Annotated in this window: 12 protein-coding genes; 6 read left to right on the top strand and 6 right to left on the bottom strand. The window is 34.8% G+C overall.

Annotated elements, in window-relative coordinates:
* Window positions 1–27: 27 nt before the first annotated feature.
* The 3 genes from ald to BU804_RS03770 all read left to right on the top strand — a co-directional run bounded on the left by ald (window position 28) and on the right by BU804_RS03770 (window position 7,985).
* A complete protein-coding gene (gene ald / locus BU804_RS03760; protein WP_011176033.1) occupies window positions 28–1,140 on the top strand; it encodes an alanine dehydrogenase in 1,113 nt (370 codons plus the stop codon).
* Between the two features lie 102 nt (window positions 1,141–1,242).
* A complete protein-coding gene (locus BU804_RS03765) occupies window positions 1,243–4,023 on the top strand; it encodes a hsp70 family protein (protein WP_075883033.1) in 2,781 nt (926 codons plus the stop codon).
* 191 nt (window positions 4,024–4,214) lie between these two features.
* Complete coding sequence (locus tag BU804_RS03770; protein ID WP_075883034.1) at window positions 4,215–7,985, top strand: DEAD/DEAH box helicase; 3,771 nt, start codon at window positions 4,215–4,217, stop codon at window positions 7,983–7,985.
* A 28-nt stretch (window positions 7,986–8,013) separates the two neighbouring features.
* Here the strand turns inward: BU804_RS03770 and BU804_RS03775 are convergent, their stop codons facing one another.
* The 3 genes from BU804_RS03775 to der form a co-directional block, all read right to left on the bottom strand.
* Window positions 8,014–9,042: a hemolysin family protein gene (locus BU804_RS03775; RefSeq protein ID WP_075883035.1), complete on the bottom strand. Its 1,029-nt coding sequence runs from the start codon at window positions 9,040–9,042 to the stop codon at window positions 8,014–8,016.
* 183 nt (window positions 9,043–9,225) lie between these two features.
* Window positions 9,226–10,140: a dual specificity protein phosphatase family protein gene (locus BU804_RS03780; RefSeq protein WP_075883036.1), complete on the bottom strand. Its 915-nt coding sequence runs from the start codon at window positions 10,138–10,140 to the stop codon at window positions 9,226–9,228.
* 12 nt (window positions 10,141–10,152) lie between these two features.
* Window positions 10,153–11,616, bottom strand: a complete 1,464-nt coding sequence (der, locus tag BU804_RS03785) for a ribosome biogenesis GTPase Der (RefSeq protein WP_075883037.1) — start codon at window positions 11,614–11,616, stop codon at window positions 10,153–10,155.
* Between the two features lie 367 nt (window positions 11,617–11,983).
* Between der and BU804_RS03790 the strand changes: the two genes are divergently transcribed.
* On the top strand, window positions 11,984–13,906 hold the full coding sequence (locus BU804_RS03790; RefSeq protein ID WP_075883038.1) for a SulP family inorganic anion transporter: 1,923 nt from the start codon (window positions 11,984–11,986) through the stop codon (window positions 13,904–13,906).
* Window positions 13,907–14,442: 536 nt separating this feature from the next.
* Here BU804_RS03790 and yidD read toward each other — a convergent pair.
* The 3 genes from yidD to BU804_RS03805 are packed head-to-tail and all read right to left on the bottom strand — an operon-like array spanning window position 14,443 to window position 18,741.
* On the bottom strand, window positions 14,443–14,823 hold the full coding sequence (gene yidD, locus BU804_RS03795; protein ID WP_193427193.1) for a membrane protein insertion efficiency factor YidD: 381 nt from the start codon (window positions 14,821–14,823) through the stop codon (window positions 14,443–14,445).
* Between the two features lies 1 nt (window position 14,824).
* Window positions 14,825–15,793, bottom strand: coding sequence for a hypothetical protein (locus BU804_RS03800; RefSeq protein WP_075883039.1), 969 nt, complete (start codon window positions 15,791–15,793; stop codon window positions 14,825–14,827).
* On the bottom strand, window positions 15,790–18,741 hold the full coding sequence (locus BU804_RS03805) for a hypothetical protein (protein ID WP_075883040.1): 2,952 nt from the start codon (window positions 18,739–18,741) through the stop codon (window positions 15,790–15,792). The genes BU804_RS03800 and BU804_RS03805 overlap by 4 nt, the downstream gene beginning before the upstream one ends.
* Window positions 18,742–19,137: 396 nt before the next feature.
* Between BU804_RS03805 and BU804_RS13225 the strand changes: the two genes are divergently transcribed.
* On the top strand, window positions 19,138–19,311 hold the full coding sequence (locus tag BU804_RS13225) for a hypothetical protein (RefSeq protein ID WP_158025012.1): 174 nt from the start codon (window positions 19,138–19,140) through the stop codon (window positions 19,309–19,311).
* A gap of 53 nt (window positions 19,312–19,364) precedes the next feature.
* Window positions 19,365–19,547: a hypothetical protein gene (locus BU804_RS03810; RefSeq protein WP_075883041.1), complete on the top strand. Its 183-nt coding sequence runs from the start codon at window positions 19,365–19,367 to the stop codon at window positions 19,545–19,547.
* Window positions 19,548–19,915: the final 368 nt, after the last annotated feature.

The following is a 19,915-nucleotide window of genomic DNA, read 5'->3' on the forward strand; positions in this document are numbered from 1 at the left end:
ACTGTTATTATAAATTGAGAGAGAATTATGATTATTGGGATTCCGAAAGAGATTAAAAATCATGAATATCGTGTCGGAGCTACTCCTAGCATGGTGCGTTTATTAGTAGATGCAGGCCATCAAGTGTTTGTGCAATCACTTGCTGGAGATAAAATTGGTTATAATGATGAAATGTTCACCCGTGCAGGCGCCAAAATTGTTCAGTCGGCAGAAGAGGTTTATAATTCTGAAATGATTATTAAAGTTAAGGAACCCCAACTTAGTGAATTTCCTCTTTTGAAAGAGGGGCAAATTTTATTTTGCTATTTACATTTAGCTCCAGATCCTGAGCAAACTAAACATCTAGTAGAAAAAAAAGTTGTTGCTATTGCTTATGAAACTGTTACTGATGTTCAAGGACGTTTACCTCTTCTTATTCCTATGAGTGAAATTGCAGGTCGCATCGCTATTCAAGTGGGGGCTACAAGCTTACAACTCAATTATGGAGGGCAAGGGTTATTATTAGGTGGTGTGCCTGGTGTTGCACCTGCTGAAGTTGTCGTTATTGGGGGTGGCGTTGTTGGAACAGAAGCAGCCCGTATGGCTCTCGGGCTTGGAGCAAGTGTGACAATATTTGACAGAGATTTAAACCGTTTACGGTTTTTGGATGCATTATATGGACCTACTTTGAAGACAATGTATTCTTCTCCTTTAACAATTGAGGAAGCGGTTTCTAAGGCAGCTCTCGTCATTGGTGCTGTTCTTATTCCAGGTAAAACAGCTCCTAAGCTTGTAACGAGAAAAATGATCCAAAAAATGTCTCCCGGTACAGTAGTTGTTGATGTAGCAATAGATCAAGGTGGATGTATGGAAACATCAAGGCCTACCACTCACACTGAACCTACTTATGTAGTTGATGGTGTCCTTCATTATTGTGTAACAAATATGCCGGGCACTTGTGCAAGAACATCAACTCAAGCATTAACAAATGCTACTACAGAATATGCTCTTGTGATTGCCAATAAAGGATGGAAAAAAGCACTACTTGATCATGTGGGTTTACGTCATGGATTGAATGTTTGTTTTGGGCAAATTACGAATGAATCAGTGGCTTACGATTTAGGTTATACATATGTTCCAGCAGAAAATCTCTTATCTTAAATTTTTCAAATAAAAAACGGTTAACAGGTTGCAAAACACCTCATTTTGAGTTTTGATACATGTTTTTCTTTCATTAAATTCAAATTTAATTTTCTGAGGACTATGCGCTACATTATAGGCATTGATTTAGGGACTACAAATAGTGCAATTTCTTTCATAGATACGTTAAAACCGTATTGGGCTATAGAGCTGTTCTCTATTTCTCAGTTAACAGCACCTGGAAAGATTGAATCTCTCTCAACGCTCCCTTCATTCTGTTATCTATTAAGCACGAATGAATGGCCGGAAGGGGCTTTACGCCTTCCTTGGAAAGAAGAAAAATTTTCTGTTGTGGGGCAATTTGCTAAATTAGAAGGAGCTCGTGTTCCGACGAAACTTGTCCAATCGGCTAAAAGTTGGCTTTGTCATGTAGCAGCTAACAGACAGGATAAAATATTACCAATAGAGGCAGCAGATCCTCTACAAAGAATTAGCCCTGTCGAAGCTTGTGCAAAATATTTGGCTCATCTTAAAGAGGCATGGAATCAATCTTTTGCAAGAGAAGATCATTCTTCAGAATTTGAAGAACAAGAAATTATTTTGACTGTGCCAGCTTCTTTTGATGAGGTAGCTCGCACTCTTACAATTGAAGCTGCTCGTTTGGCAGGATTGCGACATGTGACGCTTTTAGAAGAGCCTCAAGCAGCTTTTTATAGTTGGATTTCTCAAAATGAGAAACAGTGGAAAGAGATTTTTTCTGCTGGAGAAACTATTTTAGTGTGTGATGTCGGAGGAGGAACAACTGATTTTAGTTTAATTGAAATTCAGGAAAAAGGAAAAGAGCTTTTTTTTCAACGTAGATCTGTAGGAGACCATTTATTGCTGGGGGGAGATAACATGGATTCTGCTCTTGCCCATTATCTGGAACAAAAATTTCAAGCACAAGGATTTTCCAATCTTGAGTCAACTCAATGGCTTCAATTACTCGCTGAAGCTCGTTTTGCTAAAGAAGCGTTATTGGATACCAAACAAGTGAAAGAGTCGTATACAGTAACTTTGCAAGGCTCTGGATCGTCTGTCATTAAAGGTAGTATGTCAGCCTCTCTTACAAGGGGAGAATTACAACAGTATTTATTAAAGGGCTTTTTTAATTTTCTTAACTTAGATGAGGCATTAAAATTTAATAAGACAAAAGGAATCAGAACAGTTGGTTTACCTTATGAAGATGAGCCATCAATTTTAAAGCATTTGGCTCGTTTTTTGCAGCAAGCAAACTATTTTCAAACCAATAAAAAAATCAACTATATTCTTTTTAATGGAGGTGTTCTAAAGCCAATTTTGTTCCAGCAAGCAATTATTGATGCTCTTGCTCAATGGTTTTCATCTGTTCCTCCCTCCGTTTTAATTTCTGCTAGTTTGGACTTAGCTGTTGCAAAAGGAGCAGCCTATTATGCAAAAGCGCGTCGAGGTCAAGGTGTTTCTATCAGAGGAGGTTTGCCAAGAACTTATTATTTGGAAATAGATGTTAAAGATGCTCAAGGAAAAATTGTTAAAAAAGCTTTAACCTTGCTTTCTAGAGGAGCTGAGGAAGGAGCTGTATTCAAACCCACGCAAACGTTTTTTCTTCGGACTAATACTCCAGTGTGTTTTCATTTATTGACGTCACATATGAGATTAAATGATAAAGAAGGTGATCAGATATTGATTGATGAACAAGAAATGCATCGCTTACCCTTGATTCAAACGGTTCTTCGCTATGGAAAAAAACAAACAGAAAACGAAGAAATTCCTGCTTGTTTGAATATTCAACTTACTCCAATTGGTACTTTGGAACTTTGGTTAGAATCTCAAAAAACTGAACACCGTTGGCATTTAGAATTTCAACTCCGTTCAGTGTCTGGGCAAGAGGATAGTTTACAATTTATCGATAAGATAAGAAAGGATGAAACATTTGATACGACTTATTTAAAACTTGCTTCAAAAATCCTTGAAGAATTTTTTATGGGAACCTCATCTATCAAATCAAATCAATTGATAGAAAAACTTGAAAATCAATTAGGAATAGAAAGGAAAGATTGGTCGTTAAGCATTTTAAGAGAATTGTGGAATCCTTTATTAAAGTGTGCAGCAAATCGCAAACTTTCGCAAGAATATGAAACGCGATGGTGGAATTTAGCAGGATTTTTTCTGCGCCCAGGATTTGGATTTCCTCTTGACGATTTTCGGGTTAAAGAGCTATGGAAAATTATTTTAAGTGATTTCAAGAGCAGCAAAACACAAGAGGTTTTAATTCAAAAATGGATTTGTTTTAGACGAATCGCTGGAGGGCTGAATAAAGGCCAACAAATGCAAATAGCTAGTGATTTAATAGAGACTTTGGTGGATAAGAAAAGTGGTCAATTAAATTGTAAGCGAAAAAATGAAGTTTATGCCTATTCAGAAAAAATTAGAGCTTTTGCGGCTTTGGAAAGGATTGAACTTTCTTTAAAACATCGATTAGGGAATTTAATTCTTCAAAGATTTGTTCGAGGTGAAGAAGAAATATGCGATTATTGGGCTCTTTCGCGAATTGGAACGAGGAATTTGATTTATGGATCTGCAGGTCAAGTTATCTCAAAAGACATGGTTGAAAAATGGATTGAGCTGTTGTTAAAAATCACTCCTAAAGATCCATTTCACTACCTTTTCTTGTTAGAACAGTTAGCAAAAAAGACAAATCAAAGAGAATTGAATGTATCTGAAACTCTAATTCAGAAGTTAATTAAAAAATTTCCAGATGTTGATTTAACCCATCGTTTGTCTTCTGAAAGAATATTTTCTCAGATAGAAAAAGACCGGTTATTTGGTGATCAGCTACCTTCTGGAATTCTTTTGGAAGAGCTTAAATCAGACTTAGAGTATTAAGCCTCTTTTATTGACCTTATGTTTGAACATTTAGCACTTGAAACATCATTACTTCTTTAATTACCACAAAAAATTCAAAATTTCAGAGTCTTGCAATTAGCTCTAGAATTTATACATTTATTTTTCTGATTATTATATGATTAAAAGTTTTGAAGAAAATTTGATTGTCCTTTTAGCTTTAAAGAGAAACGATGACTGCTATTCCTGCTTATTTACAACCTTACTTTCAAGATGCAGAAAAATCGCTAAATGCAAAATTAGCGAAAGAGATTGAATTTTCTGGGGCAACTTATCAGATTCTTGTTGAAGATTTATACACACATTTAGAGTATTGGGTTTTTCTCCAATTAGAAGCACAAGGAAACATTAAAGATGCTTTTTGTTCGTGTAATAGTCAAGATGAAGGATGCTTACATCAACTTGTTGCTTATTTGAGTTTATTCAATACAAATGAAACACCCTTACATTTAAGATTTGAACGATCTTTGTGGAATCATCTTTGTTTCCTTTATGAAGATCGTTTAAATGACACATTAATGGAGCTAAAGCAACTCCAACCTGGTCATTATATTTTTCAGTCTAGTTCAGAGAAAATTATTTTTTCTATCAAAGCTTTGAGTGATTCATCGATTTTATTTTTAGATGAACTAGTGACTCCTCGCCCTAAAGAAACAGAAGAAACTTCTCTAAAATTTTCTAATTTATCCAACGAAGATCTTTTACTTTGGCGTGAGGGTAGGCCTAATCCACAGTTAAGATATGATCTTTCTTATTGGAGTGATTTAGCGAAATGGCTAATGCGTAAACAAGATAATCAAGAAGAGTATCAAGTATCATTCCAGTATTCTAAAAAGAAACTCCCTAATTGGATACAAATTGATTTCTACGATTTAGAAATAGGGTTTTATTTATCGGAAGCTAATTTGCCATTCATTATTCCTTCTTTAGCTACTGTCAAATCTCCCTTATCAGTTCGAAATGCTAATAATCAAGGAATTGATCGTATAGAGTATGATAAAACAACGGGAATCATGCGCATATTTGAAGGATCTCTTGAGAAAGCACCCAAAATTAAAAAGGAATCGGATACTTACTTAGGTGGGATACGTTTAGAAAATTGGATATTTATTCCTGAAGAGGGGTTTTATACTGATGAACCACATAATCTATTGCAAACTCCAGAATTAGAAGGAGAACAATTGTCCGTTGCTTTAACTGAGCATCAACGTTTTCTTTCTACTTTATTAACGAATGAAGTGATTCATAGATCTGTACAGGTTCCTTCCTATCAATTGTTTTTCGATAAAAAATGGAATTTGCATATTGTTGCTTATTTATTTGAAATAGGCGACTTATCTTTAAACTATTCACGAATCATTGGAGATTGGGCTTATCTAGATGGAGAAGGTTTTTATCCCTTAGAAAATAAGCGATTTGAGGAAGTGGAAACGATGATTCCTATTTATCAAGTATCAGATTTTGTGACACAAAATCGTGGTTGGTTAAATAACATAGAAGGATTTCATACGCATATTAGAAGCATTGAATATCAATTAAGTTATCAAGTGAGTGAAACAAATCGTCTTACTTTTCAATGCTCCCTAGCGAAAGCAAAACAACGAGCTCGTTTGCAGGATTTTGGAGTATGGGTTTATTTAGAAGAATATGGATTTTATTCTAAATCCGTTGGCCCGTTTAGTCATTTATTAAAGCCTGGTTTTTCATTAAGTCCCGAACAAGTTCCTTTATTTATTCGAATGAATCGCGACGAGCTATCTTTGATTCCTCATTTTTTTTATGAAAAATGTCCTCTCGAAAAAACGAAACTCCATCTTCAGATGACTCAAAAGGGCACCATAAAAATTAATCCTGAATACGTTTTGTTACCTTTTTTGAAAGACACAAATTTTCGTTTGTTTGATGATTTCATTTATATCGAGAAAAAAGGGTTTTATGAGCTCTCTGCTCCCTTAAGACTTCCTGAAAAATTTCGCTACCCTATTGAATTAGCAGGGGAAGAATTAGATTTATTTCTCTCTTATGAAATGGAAGAAATTCGCCCTTACATTCATGATATCGACCCAAGATTTCTCAAACCTCAAAAAAAACAATTGGTGACAAGTTTTGTTGAAGCGGAAGAGAAAAAAGGTAAAGGTTGGTATCGCTTTAAACTATATTATCAAACTGAAAATGGCATTATCCCAATTACGGCTCTTCGCCAAGCTTTAAACAAAAAGAAGCAACAATTTGCTTTTTTTGAGGCAGGATTAATCGCTCTTCAAGATAAACAATTAGATTGGATTCGCAGATTAGATAAAGATCGATTTGATAAAGATGAAGAAGTGGTTTTTTTAACAACGTTAGAATTTATGCGCCTCAATGCTTTTGAGCAAATACAATTTTTTGAAACTGAAAATCTTGAATTAGAAACTAGTCAGAAAAATTTTATCGCTTTACAGGAACTTCAAACCCCAGATGTACCTAATATTACAGGTCTTAACAGTCATTTAAGACCGTATCAAGAAATTGGTGTTCAATGGTTATGGTTTCTTTATCATCAACAATTAGCTGGTTTACTTTGCGATGATATGGGGCTGGGAAAAACCCATCAAGCCATGGCTTTGATAGCTTCTGTAGCTAATCTTTATCGTAATTATGCAGAAGGTATTCAAAGGCACTTTCTTATCGTTTGTCCAACTTCTGTCATTTACCATTGGCAAGATAAATTAGAGCAATTTTTGCCAGGTTTGAGAATTTGTACATTTTTTGGTGTAAAACGTAGTTTAGCGGCTTTTCATCAAAGTTATGATATTCTTCTGACATCTTATGGAATTCTTCGTAACGAGAAAGAACTTCTCTCTCAAGTGAATTTTGAAATTGCTATTTTCGATGAAATTCAAGTTGCCAAGAATCAGACAAGTTTAGTTTACGCTGCTTTAAAAAATGTTAAAGCTCAAATGAAATTAGGATTAACGGGGACTCCCATTGAAAATCATTTGAGAGAATTGAAATCTTTATTTGACATCGTTCTGCCAACTTACATGCCAAACGAAAATGACTATCGAGAGCTTTTTATTAAACCTATTGAAAGAGAATATAATTCACACAAAAAAGATATCCTAAATCGATTAATTAAACCTTTTACATTGCGTCGTAAAAAAGAAGATGTGTTGAAAGATTTACCCGAAAAGAGTGAAGAAATAGCCTATTGTGATTTGTCTCCTTATCAACAGCAACTTTATACAGAAGTTTTAGAACAGCGTAAACGTCATTTAATGCAAGATTTAAAAGATGATCAAACACCTATCCCCTATTTACATATTTTTGCTCTTCTTTCTAGTCTTAAGCAAATTTGTAATCATCCAGCAGTTCATTTAAAAAATCCGGGAGACTATCAAAAATACTCTTCTGGTAAATGGGAACTTTTTATAGAGCTTTTACGTGAAGCAAGAGAAAGCCAGCAAAAAGTAGTAATTTTTTCACAATATCTGGGCATGCTAGATATTATTGAAAATTACTTAAATGATCAAAAAATCGGTTACGCGTCGATTCGAGGGTCAACACAAAATCGAAAAGGACAGCTGCAAAAGTTTAATCATGATCCTTCGTGTGAAGTTTTTGTGGGATCACTTCAAGCCGCAGGATTGGGAATTGACTTAACAGCAGCTTCTGTTGTGATTCATTATGATCGTTGGTGGAACGCGGCACGTGAAAATCAAGCGACAGATCGTGTTCACCGAATTGGGCAAATGAAAGGAGTTCAAGTTTTTAAACTTGTGACAAAAGGAACTTTTGAAGAAAAAATTGATGCAATGATAAACCGAAAAGGCCAGTTAATGGAAGAAATCATTGGCGTTGATGATCAAAATACCTTGAAAAAGTTCACCAGAAATGAACTAATTGAACTTCTCACTTACGAAGAAAAAGATGATGATCATATGACTCTTTCAGATGTAGAATAATAAAAAAAAATTCTTCTAATTTTACAAATTATTTTATAGAACGACCCAAGATTCTTTTTAATGATCCATCATCTTCTTCATCGTAAATATCACCGACAATTTCTTCGAAAATAGCTTCCATGGTAACAATCCCCCTTTTATTTTTTCCTTGATAGACAATAGCCATATGACTCCGATGATCTTGCATAAAACGAAGAGCAGAGAGAATGGGTAATTTATCTTCAATTTTAAGGGGGGGACGAACAATAGACATCCAATTTTGTTGCCCAGTTTTTTGAAAAGCTAAAAATTCTTTAGCGTTGATAATTCCCATAACTTCTTGACCTTGTAAAACAGGTAAGCGTGTATGACCTGATGAGATGACAATGTTTTCTACTTCGGACAATGTTTGAGCACAGTTAACGCTAATAACTTCAGGCCAACTAACAAAAATTTCTCTGACAGTTTTTTTTTCAACCTTAACAATATTAAAAATGTATTGCTTATCGAACGTTGAAAGATGTTCTAAGGGAAAATTTGATTCCTCTTGACTTTCTTCACTCACAACGTGGTGCTTTGGAAAAGAGGCTAAAACCATTTTGGTCGACCATTCAAGTGAAGAAACAATAGGGCTGATAAATCGGCTGGCCTGAAAAAGCCAAGGTGCAGATTTCGAAGCAAAAAATAAAGGGCGTCTTAATGCCAGAGTTTTGGGAACAAGCTCTCCAACTACTACACTAACGAAAGTTAAAGGAACAACAACAATCATCAACGAAAGAATTTCAGCTAAAGTTTCAGTCAATCTAAACGTAGAAGTTAGCCAAGGAGTAATGGTTTCTTCGGCGCCAGCACCCCCTAAAGCTGCTGCAAATGCCCCAAAAAAAGTAATTCCTATTTGAATAACGGATAGAGTTCTCTCTGGATTTTCGCGTAAAGTTAAAAGCAATTTAGCTCTTGCATGCCCCTTTTTAATCCATTCTCTCAAAGTTGATTTACTAACTGCAATAAAAGCTGTTTCTGCTCCAGCTAAAAATGCATTAAGAATCAAACACATTAAAATCAATAAAATTTCAAACATAATTTGCACTTTATAACGATTCGATCTAGTAATTTAAACTTAAAGTTTTTTCTTTGAGACTTGGATTTAGGGATAAAAAAAATTATTTTCCATCTACCCTTTCGTAGGTAAGATAAGTAATAAAAATTCTTTGTAAAACAAACGGGTTTTTTTATTCCTAGTGACTTTTCTATTAAATTTCAATTACAGCGTTATAGAATTCGACATCAGGGTGACAGCATAATTGTTTAAAGCTTGTTTTTGAACAGAATTGATGTAAATTTGAGGGCGACTTTTTCTTACAAAATTGATTGCTTGTTGAACTAAATTCGTGCCTTCTTGTAGAACTAGCTCATGCTGGCAATATTTCATGATATATCCAATAATCATCATCGCACTACGGCTTCTGCCAACTTTGCAATGAACATACACATGTCTTTGCTGCAATTGCTCATGAATGAAGTTAACCCCTTCGTTTAATTCATTGATAGGAATGGGATGTAAATCAAAGATTTCAATTTGTTTATGTGGAATACTTAAATGAGCCCAGTCAGTTGGGAAAACAGGAGATCCTATACACCCATTTTCAGTGTTTTCAAATGTTTTTAAAACACTTAAAACAGAAAATGAACGATCAGATAAAAGATTTTGAAGTTCTCGATGGTGAGACATCGTCGCTAAAGGAATAGCTCCTAAAAGTAATTTATGGTTCATGGTAGAATTGTGAGAAAATTGGATTTCATCATACCAATTTCTTTTCGTAGAAAAGGGAAGTAGTTTAGACATAACTTTAATAAAAGCAGCTTCTAGCCTAATACATAAAAGAGAAAACTCAAACCAAATTTTGTGATTGTTATTTTTTAGTAAAAAAATAAAAGCAAGAGATAAAGCTAATAAAGTTGTTTTTAGTAATTTGGGTGATAAGATGGTGATTCTAATCAAAGTAGAAAAAGACAGTCCCGTTAATGTTCCCAAACAAACAAATGCATAAAAAGTAGGGCTTTTAAAAGCTCTAATCAAAGTGTTTTCTATTTTACGATCTATTTCTTTAATGGTATTTATCTGAGAAGGTAAATGACCAGACGAAAGATTTAAGTTTAAATGAAGCGGAGCTTCCATCTTAGTTTCCTCTTATTTTTCTGTTAAATCTTCTTCATTTTCAAAATAATAGTCTTCATCACTTACCCTCTGCTCCTGATACAATTCATCATATTCACTATTTTCCTGATCTGTTGATTTTGTTTGTTTTCGAGTTAGAGGCAAGGAAGAAACTGGTTTGTCTCTTTTTGTTTTTCCTTTCAAATGAATAAGAATAGGGACGCCAGTAAAGGCATAAGCTTCCCTAAATTGGTTATAAAGATACTTTTTATAAGTATCGGTCATCAAATTCGGATAATTAACGAATAAAATAAATTTGGGAGGTTTAACGGCAACCTGTGCCATATAATAAATGCGTAAACGCTTACCTTGAATCATAGGAGGATGATTTTTTTGGAGTGCTTCTCCGATAAATTTATTCAATTGATGTGTTGTGATTCTTTTTTGCGAATTTGCATAAACTTCTTGAATTAAAGGAAACAATTTATCAATGTTACGTCCCGTTTTAGCAGAGGTGAAAATCTTGGGACAATGACGAAGAAAAGGAACTTCTTCCTCCAAGTTTTGCAGGCAATGTTCCATACGGAAACCCTGAACAAGATCCCATTTATTAAGCAAGATGATACAGCCTTGTCCAGCTTCTTCGATCGTATTCGCTATTTTCTTATCCTGCGCTGTAATTCCTTCTTGGACATCTAGCATCAAAACGCATAAATCAGCCCTTTCAATAGCTCTTTCGGTGCGAATTGCAGCAAATTTATCGACAACTTCATGTTCAGCTCGTTTTCGTCTTATTCCTGCTGTATCAATAAGAGTGTAGCATTCATCTTTATGGGTAAATGAAATATCTACACTATCACGAGTTGTTCCAGGTATAGGACTAACAATGCAACGGTCTTCATCTAATAAGTAGTTAACCAGGGAAGATTTTCCTACGTTAGCTCTTCCCACAATCGCCACTTTAATGGAAGAAAAAGTTTCTTGAGATTCAATTTCACGCGAAATTTTTTCAAAAGCTGTTTCCAATAGTTCTGCAATTTGCCAGCCTTGCGCTGCTGAAACGGGAATCATTTGCTTGATTCCTAAAGAATGAAATTGATGCATTAAAGACGTTTGTGATAAATTGTCAATTTTATTGACGGCCAAACAAACAGGCTTTTTTGTTCTTAGCAAAACTTTCGCAACTTCTTTATCCAATTCTGTTAAACCGACATGAGCATCGACAACTTGAACAATAGTATCTGCTTCTTCAATCGCGATTTCAGCTTGACGTTTGATTTCTTCATTAAAAACTTCTTTTGAACGAGCATTAATACCGCCTGTATCGATTACTTGAAAATGGAGTCCAAATAGTTCGCCTTCTGCATACAATCGATCCCGAGTTATTCCTTCCGCTTCATCCACGATTGCAATTTTTTGTTTGCAGATTCGATTAAATAGTGCTGATTTTCCCACATTTGGTCGCCCAACAATGGCGAGTTTGGGTAAATGGGTCATGATGATCCTCGGTTGATTACAATTGACGAACAATTTAGAATGAAAAGTTCTGAATCAAATAGTTTAATATTTTTAGCTCTAATCTTTTTGATAAGTGGTCTGACTTGAATTTTGAGCTTCGAAAAAGCATTTCTACAGAAAAATATTAAATAAAAAGCGATTAAAAATATATATATATTTTAAATAATTGTTTCAAAACAATCCTGATAGGTTTTATAATTAAAAGTTAAATTTGTTTATTATTTAATAAATATCATTTATTTTTATATTATATTTTTTTCAAAAAGCCTAGACAGCGTTAAGAAAAATTTAAGTTTTTTAATAAATTAGAATAAAGTTATTTCCATAAAAAATTACCTATTTAATTATGTCACACTCTCATCATGACGAAGTATCTCTGATTGCTTTCAAGAAAGATTTTGAAAAATATTCTTGGAGTGCATTGCGCTTAGATTTACTGTCGGGCTTATCTGTTTCTATGCTGACAGTTCCTCAAGTAATGGCTTACGCCCTTGTAGCTGGTTTACCAGTTTCGTGTGGTATTTTGGCTTCTGTTTTTTCTGCTATAGTGGTAGCTATTTTCTGTTCTTCTCGCCATTTGATTGTTGGTCCTAGCAATGCAATCGCTATTCTAATTCAAGCCTGTATTTCAGAAATTTTATTTACCTATTATCGAGATATTTCTGGTCCTGAAAAGGAGCAGCTTATTTTGCAAATTTTATCCCAACTTATGTTGTTAGTAGGAGCAATTCAAATTTTAGCTGCATTTTTTAAATTGGGAAGGTTGACGCACTTTGTCAGTCATACGGTGATTATTGGTTATATTTCTGGGGTTGCTCTTGCCCTTGTGATTAACCAAATTTTTCCATTACTTGGTATGCCTGTCCCTCGTCATCTTTCTTCTCTCTATGAGATGAGCGTTTATATTTTAACGCATTTGACAACGATCAATTGGCCGACAGCTTTAATTGGTGTTACGTGTTTAAGTTTGTTGCTCATATTAAGAAGAATTGATCGAAAGCTTCCTTCTGGTGCCATTGTTTTAGCTATAGTAGCTCTTGTTGCTTATTTTTTTGGTTATATTTACAATTATTTTATTGTTAATGAATATCAATTTTTCAATTGGGAATATATTGGAAAAATAATGGAACCTATTGCCCTTGTTGGAGAAACGAACGGTGAGGGATTAATTCCCAATTGGGGTTTGCCTTATTTTAATACAGGCATTATGAACAACTTACTTCCTGTCGCTTTTGCTATTGCTCTTTTAAGTGTCATGGAAGCAACAACAGCTTCTAAATCCATCGCCGTAAAGTCGGGTCAGCATCTCTCTACAAATCAAGAAATTTTTGGAGTGGGCTTAGGAAATTTTTTTGGTGCTTTTATTGGAGCGATGCCTGTATCAGGAAGTGCGGCTAGGAGTTCATTAAATTTTGAAAATGGTGCTAAAACACGTTTAGCAGCAATAGTAAGTTCTCTAACTGTTGCTTTAATTTTATTTGCTTTTGGTTTTCTCATTAGACATATTCCTGTTGCCGCTTTTGCAGCTCTTCTAGTTGCATCAGCTAGTAATATCGTGAATTTAAAACAATTATTTGTCTGTTTGAAAGCTACGCGATCAGATGCTTTTGTTTTGATTTTAACAATATTGTCTTGCATCTTTTTTAGACTAGATATTGCTTTTTACATAGGTGTTATCATGTCTATTTCGCTTTACTTAAAAAAAGCAGCGATTCCTCAGCTTGTCGAGTTTACAGTAGATAATGAAGGAGTCTTGCATACAATCGATCACCATCAATTACAAGAACCTCGAAGTATTCGTTTTATTAAGGTTGAAGGGGAACTGTTTTTTGGCTCAGCAGATTTATTTCAGGCCGCATTAAAGTCAATCACAGAAGATGATACAACAACAAGAGTCCTCATTTTACAGCTCAAAAATGCGCGTGATATTGATGCGACAACTTGTTTAGCATTACAACAACTTCATCATTATTTGAAATCTTCAGGAAGGCACCTTATTGGCTGTGGATTAACCCATCAAATTTGGGATGTCTTGAGTGATTCGGGAATCATTGATATTGTGGGAAAAAGCAATTTATTTATTTTTGACGAAAAACATCCTCAATTATCTGTCCAAAAAGCTTTTATACGAGCACATGAGCTTTTATCCATCGATACAGCAAATATTTCAGAAATTGTTCCTCCTATTACTGCGATGCCTATGCCCGAAGCTATTTCTGCTTCTCAAGTCATAGATCCTTCTTCAGTTATTTCACCAGTAGCCAACTAATTTTATTTATATTATCAGAGCTGTTTGATGGCAGAGGACAAATAAGTTAAAGTTATGGTAAAAACTTTTTACTGAAATTAAATCCGACTAGGTTTTTTAAAAGAGGGGGAGCAATCTTCTTGACATAGAGTATGCTAACAGATTCAAAGGCTTTCGTTAACATCTTCATTGATAATTGATATATTAAAATCCTCAAAATTAGCGTCCTTAACTCGATAAGTCAGGGCTATGTGATAGAGGCCTTTTAAACCAACTTTAGAGTCTTGATAAGGCACAAGAAAAGAAAAATTACCAAAAAAATAATTTTTGCTTTTAATGTTTGTTTCTTGAACTTCTTTAGTAAGAGTTTCTAAAAGAGGCTCACCGTAATAGGGGCTTGGGAAAATTTAAAAGCGCTTTATAAGGGCTTCTTGATTTACAAATCAATAATCATCATCATTTTTTCTATTAGGCCATAAATACCTATGAGAAGATCTTGCTGAATTAACTTCACAATTCTCCCATTCATGAAAGAAAAAATATACTTTTATAAAATTTTAGGGAACAGGATCCCATTTGATTGATTTACCATTGGGATCGAGAATTGTTCGGTAAATCCACGGATCGTCATTTTCTCTCATTAAGCGATCACACCCCATCGTATAACCTCGAAAAAAACCGTATTTACGCATTGCATTTAATGTATATTGAGAACTACTGGGAATAAAATGGCTTCTTGGCCCGTCAGCAGGTGAGATCACTTCTTGGTGAAAGCGAATGGCTTGCATGCCTAATTTTGCTAAAAGAGAAGAAGAGGAAGAAGGACAAACATCAAAATGAGGAGAAATTAAATCCGCATCTTTTCCCCAAGGTTCGCTCAACAAAGGGGTAATAAAAATGAAACTATACATAAAATATTTAAAACAATATTTTTTCACGCTAAAAACTCGTTTGAAACATAAGAACTGGAAATAATTGATGATCAACCAAAATTTTTTTACAGACCCCTTCATAAAGACGATTATTAAATTCCTGAGCTTCTTGACCAGCCCCATTGATCCCTCCATAGTACCACCCCATCTCCATACTAGCTGTAATGATACCCGCAGCCGGATAACCTCTTTGAAAAAATTGATAAGCAGCGTAAGTAAATAATGCATTAATCATAAAAGAGGTTAAAGCTGATTTTTTTTGGCCTACATAGTAGTAGCCAGCTCCTGGTAAAACAGCATTTAAAAAACGGGCTCGTTTGGGCGATTTGGCGTATGTAGAATACGTATTTAAAATAGATTGTATACTTTTAAAGTCTCGATGTTGATGAATGAGTGATTGAGCTTCGTCAATTTGTTTTTTTTTCAAAAGAGAAAATAGAGTCAAATCTTTAGCTGTTTCGTTTGAACATTTTTGAATCATTTTATGAATACATTCTGCTTTTTCTTCTTGGTTTAATTGCTGATAGCTTTCGTAAAGAATGAGAAGAAGATTGTTGAAGGCAGGAAATAAGTAAGTCACTTGAAGGAGATCAGTTGACTCAAAAATGTTCACAACTTCTTGATATTTATGACCTAGATAGTAACAAAGTAATAGATCATAATGAAGCTGCAGCTTTCGTTCGACTAATTCTTCTGGGATAAGAATTAAAGCTCTTTTATAGGCTGTAATAGCTCGATATAAATCCCATTCTTTGGCAAATACCTCTCCAATGATTAGCTCCTTACCCCATTCGCTTTTTTCTTCCTCAGGAGAAAGACGTTGAAAAGGTGATGGTAAATCTGTAAGTTGATGAGATGGCGGTGTGTAAACAATGATAGGATCCATCTCACAATTTGTCATTTGGCAACTTGATGTTAAGGCCAATTGAGCTATCAATGCGAGATGGATGGCATATTTACAAATCTTTTTTATCATCGAACCGTACGACCAATTTCATCTGGATCTGTCAATTTAAGGTTTAAGAAATCCATTGCTTCATCAAGTTCATAATTCCACGATCTTTTGAATTTAGATTTTTCAATACAAACATCTTGTTGACGTTTGGTCACACTCTCGAGGTCTTCTTCTGTATCAACGATAAGAGGACGAATAAAAATCATGAGATTACGTTTGCTGTCGCGATTCGATTTTTGTTTAGAAATTCCTCCTATTAAAGGAAGCCCTCCTAAACAGGGGATTCTATTTACAGATCTAGACTCGGTGCTCTGAATCATACCGCTCAAAATAACAAAGAATCCGTCTGGGACATGAACTTTAGTAACTGTACGACTTTTTGACAAGACAGGGACTAAGTTAACGTCCACTACAGAGGGATTATTCCCGACATTAGGATTAGCGTTACCCCCATCATTGGTTACTTCTTGAATGATGTCAAGAGTGATAATTCCGTTATTCCCAATTAATGGAGTAACTCGCAAAGTGGTCCCCACATCAATAAATTGGAAATTATTGGTAATCACAGATCCAATGTCGTTAGCAATTGACTGTGTTTTATAACGGTCTGTCGAACCCACAAAAACCTCGGCGGTATTGTTATCTTCCGTTACGATTTTTGGGTTCATGATAATATTAATTTTTGTATCCGAATGAATGGCTTTAACCAGAGCTCCAATCGTACTGAAATGCAATCCACCATGGGTTAAATGACGGCCAATAATACCGGCTGTATAGCCATCCCCACTTAGAACGGTATCCACAATAGGATTATTTGTGATAGCATTTGTTAAAGAACCCACAAGCCCAGACCCTGTTCCAAGGAAATTCTGACCACCTGCCGTGTTACCCCCTCCAAAACGTGATCCCCAGTCCACTCCATACGTTAAAGAATCTGTAATAGTTGTATCAAGAATAAGCATCTCGATAAAAACTTGCCGTAGAGGAGTATCGATTTCTAAAATAAGCTCTTTAATTCGTTCTAAAGCAGGAACGGTTCCAGTAAAAATAAGCGAATTAGAAGATTCAATCCATTGGCTACTGTTAATGGAAGCAATCAAATCTAGATTTGCTAATCCTGTCATCTGCAAGCTTTCTCCGATTCTTCGAAGAGCCATGACGATTTGTTCCCCTTTACGGTAGCGAAGTTTGTAAATGAAAAATAGAGTTCTTTCAATGTGTCCAGCAGGAAGATCTTGAGCCCAACGTGAATTAGGGGAGATTCCACCGGGAAGAAATTCTTGATTTTCCTTAAAAATTCCTAACCTTCCTTCATTACCTGGTAAAAAATTAGGATTTAGAGGGGCTCCTGGAATGTTTAATGTTCCAGTAGTGTCACCTGCTCGTAAAGGAGTCCCTTTTGGAGATATTCCACCTGTTCCCACTCCACTTGTATCTCGCTCTTCCGGAACGGCTGAGCTATCTGGGCCCCCTGGGTGAGTTCCTGGTGGATATCTTAATCGAGTAGCTTCTTCTTGCTGTATACGCAATTTCTCGAGATCAAGGATTTTAGTTTTACCTTCATTAATATCTAAATTTTCGAGAATAGCTAGAGTTTTGTCTACAATGAAGGGATTAGAAACGATAAAAATACTATTAGTTGAGGAATGAGGAACTAAAACAAAAGGATTTCCTTGCGCAATTGGTTGTAGAATTTTAGTTGCCAAATCGGCAAGCGAAGCGACAAAAGCATTTCGAACCACATATTGTCCAACTATCACTCCACTATTAGGAGCATCAAGGGTAGAAATTAGTTGAGCAATTTTATTAACATTAGTAACTAAATCTGTGATAATTAGATTATTGGAGTCGCGTAAGACCTCTATTAAAGCATCCTCTGAAAGAAGAGGTCTAATAATTTCGCTGGCTTTGAGCGGATCTAAAGTATTTAAACGAAATACACGAGTGACAATTTCTGTTTCAAATGTTGTGGGTTCTGTTCCGCTAAAGACAATTCGTGAGGGAGCACGTACGCGAGAATTGCGATGGATAATTAAATTATTTCCTTGTTCAATCAATAGTAGATCACGAATTCTGAGCTCTTGTAAAAGGGCTGCCATAAGGTTTTCAACAGAGGTTGGTTCTTCAGAAACAATTGTGACATTAAATTGTAAATCTTCATCATCAAAAATAAAATTTTTGTTAGAGATTCGACTGATGAATCGAATGTATTCAATCATTGAAACGTTGTTAAAATTAATCGAGATCTCTTTTAAACCTTGCCCGTTTGAAGGGACGTCTGTTTGCGGAGTTGTTTCAAGATTGGTTGAGGTCTTTGCAGAAGATGAGTTTGCAGACCTAGGCGAAGTAAGAATAGACGGATTATTCTCGTTGATTTTTTGAGGATTGGCTGGTGGTTGGGTGATATCTGGTAAGTCAACGGACCCTTGAGGGCGATCGATAATAGATTGAGAGGGTTGTGAAGCAGAAGGTGCTAAATCGATTTGTGAAGTAGAAGGTTGAGAAATAGGAGATTCTTTAGGATATTGAGAAGGAGTCAAAACCGGAAGGGGAATGTGATTGGAATCAAAAGGGGTATTTAAATTTAAAAGTGAAGAAGATTGCTCGCCATCTGTTAGTTGTGCAAGGAGTTTGTCATCATTAGCTAAGAAATGACTTAAATCATCAATTAACTCGTCAGAAGAAGAAACGGGAAGGGAAGAAACTTGCCCAACGGCTGTTTTAGTGTTAGAAGTTACCCCAACAATATTTTTTAAACTGTCATTTTGAAAAGATTTCTTTTTGACAATTTTAATGTTTCCTGTTCCTTGATTCAAACTTGGGTTGACATAGGCAGATGAAGATTTGGCAAATTCGTCATATTTTTCATCGGAAGCCGCTAGAGAAGAGGAAATTCCTGACTGATAAGCTAAGGCAACTAGCCAGCATTTAAATAGATAAGAATGATAATAGGTATTGAATTTTTTCATGAATCTAAACTTCTCAATTTGATAAAACTTCTGGTGGTAGATCCCTATCCTTAGGGATCGAGTCTTGTTTTATTCCAAACCTGAGCATTTATTTCCAGAAAAAATGTATGCAAACCTGTTCAAAATTTTTTTTATCAATAAAAATGGGCATTTTTTTGGTTCATTATGGCATTTTTTAAATTAATGATTTCCCTAATTAGTTTTTTTAGAAAATGTTTAATACGTTTCAATCCTTGATAAAATGTTCGTTAATAATTTTTTTGAAACCCTGATGATGAGGATTCTTTAACAAATTTAAAAATTATTTTATTTTTATGCTAGGGTGTCAGAAATAGGATCTATCGATTTTCTACCAGTTCCATATTATGAACAAAATTTAAGGCGAGATTTTTCATAATGAAGCAAAAGCAAATTTACATTTATATAGAATGGATGCGGTCTTTACTTTTCCATCGTTTTAATGAAAGCGTTTTAAACAAGGAAAGAAAAATAAAAATTGAATTTGTCGGAAATAATCCAGAGGAATGGAGAGAACCTTTTTTGTCGATGAAAGTCATCAATTCTATTTGACCGGCATGTATTTTTTAGCATCTTAGAATGGGCTCAGCGCACACTAAGGTTGGATGCGTAGCGGTTCAAAGAAAATTGGAGCGATGCTCCAAGTTATTGACAATAAAATTTTATTAAATCGATTTTTGCCATCTCCATTAAATCAATTGAAAACAGAAGATCTTCCTAGACAGGCGATTATTCTGTTTTTTTGCTGTAAAATGCGAGGAAATAATGCTTTTTCTGCTTTTTTATGACCTTAAAGAAATGCCAGATAATAATATTTAAATGCCTCTACAAGTAAGCGTGTTAAACTTCCCCATCCTCTAGCACAATACTTACTCAATTGAAATTGAAATTCGAAATCATTTAATTTAACGTCTAAATTTTAAATATTTAAGTGCCTCTTCTTGCGATTCCTTTACTTTTTCATAATGATAGTAAAGAAATACTTGCTTAATGGATCCAATATGGCCTTGATGGTCCAGCATTCCTAAATAAAAATAATTTTTTTATTCTAAAAAACTAATCTACCATTACTATAATGTTTAATATTTTCTCAAACCAATCATTTTTATAAAGATAAAAACCTCTCTTTTTATTTAAACCTATATTATATCTATAC

Source organism: Candidatus Protochlamydia sp. W-9 (assembly GCF_001950615.1).
Lineage (GTDB): Bacteria > Chlamydiota > Chlamydiia > Chlamydiales > Parachlamydiaceae > Protochlamydia > Protochlamydia amoebophila.